3 protein-coding genes are annotated in these 3,728 nt (G+C 43.6%); 1 reads left to right on the top strand and 2 read right to left on the bottom strand.

Translation table 11 applies throughout. The features are described from left to right. The first annotated feature begins 209 nt into the window (after positions 1-209). Positions 210-1,757 carry a stage V sporulation protein B gene (gene spoVB / locus HP456_RS21105; protein WP_172254787.1) on the top strand — a complete coding sequence of 516 codons (1,548 nt, stop codon included), beginning with the start codon at positions 210-212 and terminating at the stop codon, positions 1,755-1,757. Between the two features lie 119 nt (positions 1,758-1,876). Here spoVB and HP456_RS21100 read toward each other — a convergent pair whose 3' ends face one another. Further along, entirely contained in the window at positions 1,877-2,521 is a 645-nt protein-coding gene (locus tag HP456_RS21100) for a DUF421 domain-containing protein (protein WP_172254785.1), read from the bottom strand. 73 nt (positions 2,522-2,594) lie between these two features. Beyond that, positions 2,595-3,728 (bottom strand): ArsB/NhaD family transporter (locus tag HP456_RS21095; protein ID WP_172254783.1); only part of this gene is annotated, 1,134 nt, incomplete at its 5' end.

Below are 3,728 nucleotides of genomic sequence, written 5' to 3'. Positions count from 1 at the left end.
AAATTCCTCCACCTTGCTGAAAAGCGCTGGTTTCAATGAGTCATAATATCGATCATACGGATGTTGATTTGTCTTCATTCCCGGTCACCGCCTAGGGCTAAATGATTGCAATTAGCCAGAATTATGTACAACTTGTCATGCTTTGTCCACATGCCTGCATATACATTATTGTATACGATTATACCATTTTTGAGAAGGCAGGGAATTTTATGTCAAAGTTTCTTAAAGGCACAATCATCTTGATGGCTGCGGCCTTTATTACAAGGATATTAGGTTTTGTCAACCGGATCGTCGTTGCCAGATTCATCGGTGAGGAAGGTGTAGGCCTCTTTATGATGGCATTTCCCACTTTGATCCTTGTTATCACCATCACGCAGCTCGGTCTCCCTGTTGCCATTTCTAAAAATGTAGCAGAAGCAGAAGCAAGAGGTGATTTGCGCAAAGTAAAAAAAATATTGGTCGTTTCTTTATCCACTACTTTACTCCTATCCATCCTGTTCACTCCTGCACTTGTGCTCCTTGCCCCCTATTTGACCGAGACATTGTTTACGGATAAACGCATCTATTATCCGCTTGTGGCCATCGCCCCGATCATTCCGATCGTGGCCGTATCATCAGTGATCAGAGGGTATTTCCAGGGACGGCAAAATATGAAGCCGTCTGCCATCTCACAGGTTATTGAACAAGTCGTGCGCATCACCCTTATCGCCGTGTTGACAAAGACCTTCCTGCCTTATGGCATAGAATATGCGGCTGCTGCAGCCATGGCAGCATCCGTTCTCGGTGAGCTTGCTTCGCTTCTGTATTTGTTTGCAAGCTTTAAGTTAAGGAAGAGATTTAAAATGAGAAAAAATTTCTTCAAATCGATTAAAGGTGGCCGTCAGACCTTCACCGAACTGATGAGCGTCGCGCTCCCTGCCACAGGAAGCAGGATGATCGGTTCGATTGCCTGGTTTTTTGAACCGATCGTCGTAGCGCACAGTCTTGCCATTGCCGGAGTCGCTGCCTCCATGGCTACAAAACAATATGGTTCCCTTACCGGATATGCCCTGCCGCTTTTGTTTCTGCCTTCCTTTATCACGTTATCACTGTCACAGTCGCTCGTGCCTGCAATCAGTGAAGCAAATTCGAATAAAGATTATTCACTCATCGAACACAGACTTCAGCAGGCTTTACGTTTTTGCCTCATCACGGGTGGCATCTCAGTTGTCATTTTATATGTTTATGCCAAACCACTCATGCAGATCATGTATGGCAGCGAAAACGGGGCCATCTTCCTCATGATCATGGCACCGTTCTTCCTGTTCTATTATTATCAGGGACCGCTGCAAGCGGTACTTCAGGCGTTGGACCTTGCACGCGCTGCGATGATAAACAGTCTGATTGGAGCAGTCGTAAAGACTGCGGTGATCTTTATTCTTGCTTCACAACCGACATTCGGGATTAAGGGTGCGGCTTTAGGAATTGTAACAGGCTTCATACTGGTAACCCTTCTTCATCTGATGACAATCCTTAAATATATCCCGATGACCATTTATCTCAGGGACTATATCAAAATCACTCTTGTTCTCGCAGCATCTGGCCTTTGGGCACATTATTCGTATCTTACTCTCTTTACCGGGGAAGGGCTCGTTTGGAGGCTGATTTTCGGAGTCATATCGACTACGGTTGTGTATACTGTCCTTTCTTTTGCATTTAAGCTTATCGTTAAAAATGATTTAGCCAGAATTCCTTTTATACGGAGATTTATCATTTAATATAAACCCTGCTTTATCACCACTGCTGATTCCCTTGAAACCGCCTGGACCCTGTTGAAATCTGCCAGACTTTAATATATTACAAAGCCCCTTTCTGAGGATTCTACCAGAAAGGGGCTTTACTTATCGATGGGATCAACATAAAATTTCCCATTATGAAAACTGCAGAATGAGATATCGGAAATTTCTTTATAACCTCTTTCACGGAGCTCCTTTCGAAGCCAGAATGATGTTTTCCCCATCATCTCAAGATGGTTGCTCTGAACTTGCCCATCGAGTATAAGCGGGAGGGTTAAAGAGCCTGAAGAATTTTTTTCTTTCTTTAAGACCGATAAACTGCCGGATGGCTCTAGAACGGCAAATTCTACGTCTGCTATATTAAAGACATCCTTTTCACGCAGCTGAAGCAATAAATCATCATGATTATACCGCTGTTTCTTCATCTCTTTTTCATCTATTTTCCCATTATGAATCAGAACGGTCGGTTTTCCGTCGACAAACTCCCTGAATGATTTTGACCGCAATGAAAACCATGCAGATATAAACTGCACGATCACCATCACACTCATCGGAAGGATCGTGTGGATGATGGGGTCTGTCGGCTCTTCGATGGCCATTACGGCCATTTCAGCAATCATGATAAAGACTACCAGGTCCAATATGCTGAGCTCTCCAATTTCTCTTTTACCCATGATCCTGAAAATGAACGTGATTAGTAAATAAAGAAAAAGCGTGCGTATGATAATGAGCCAATATTCCTCCACAACTTTTCCCCCTCAAAAAAAACAATTTCACCTACTAGTATGAACTTCAGGGGAAAAATAATCGGAGGAATTTTTAACCACCCATGAATGGCCGCAGATATTTTACATAAACATAAACTGTTGAAACAGCAAGTGAAATGAGCGTGATGGGGATGCCGATCAGCAAATACTGTGAAAACTTGATATGTACATCTTCTTTAGTTGCAAGACCTGCAATGACCAAATTTGATGAAGATCCCAAAAGTGTGCCGTTCCCCCCGAAACATGCACCTAATGCAAGCGACCACCATACTGGATCCATATTGACCATACCAAATTCGCCGAATTCCTGTATTACCGGAATCATTGCTGCCACAAACGGAATATTATCGACGACGGCCGAAAGGATCCCCGTCCCCCAAAGAATGACAAATGACGTTTTCTGCATATCCCCATCGGTCGTTCTGATGATTTCTCGTGCTATTTCATCAATGAATCCCGCTTCCTCAATCCCTCCAACAAGAAGGAACAGGCCGATGAAAAAGAATAATGTCCCCCACTCCACCTCTTTTAATATACTTTCAGGCGGATATATTTTTTCCAGCAGCAGCATTAACAATACTGCACCTGCAATCGCTACCGTTGTTACATCAAGATGAAACATCGGGTAGAGTGAAAATCCGGTCAGAACCATCAAAAGAACGGCAATCGATTGAAATAACCCATTGTTTCTTTTCAGATAATCTTTTGCCACCACACCTTTAAGAAGCAGTTTACGGTCTTCTTTTACATGAAGGACCTCCCTGTACAACAGCCCCATGATCAATAAAGTGACGACATAAACAATCGCTGCGACCGGCAGCAGATTTTCCAGGAACGCATTGAAAGTAAAATGTTTCACGGCCTGTCCGATCATCATATTCGGGGGATCTCCTATCAGTGTAGCGGTGCCGCCGATGTTGCAGGCCAATATTGTCATGATCAAATACGGGATCGGCGGCAGATCAAGTAATCTTGTCAGTTTGAATAGAATGGGTACAAGCAGCATAGCAATCGTGACATTTGCCAAAAATGCGGATCCGACTGCCGCCAATAAGGAGAAAAGAATGAGAAGGGACAACCCGTTTCCATTTACGGATTGCGCCAGACGAATCGCGATATATTCGAAAAAGCCCGTCTTACTCGTCACCGTAACGATAAGCATCATTGAAAATAATAAAGCGATGGT

It is taken from the genome of Bacillus haikouensis (assembly GCF_013179555.1).
GTDB classification, from domain to species: Bacteria; Bacillota; Bacilli; order Bacillales; family Bacillaceae_B; genus Rossellomorea; species Rossellomorea haikouensis_A.
This window is presented reverse-complemented; position numbering and strand designations above follow the sequence as displayed.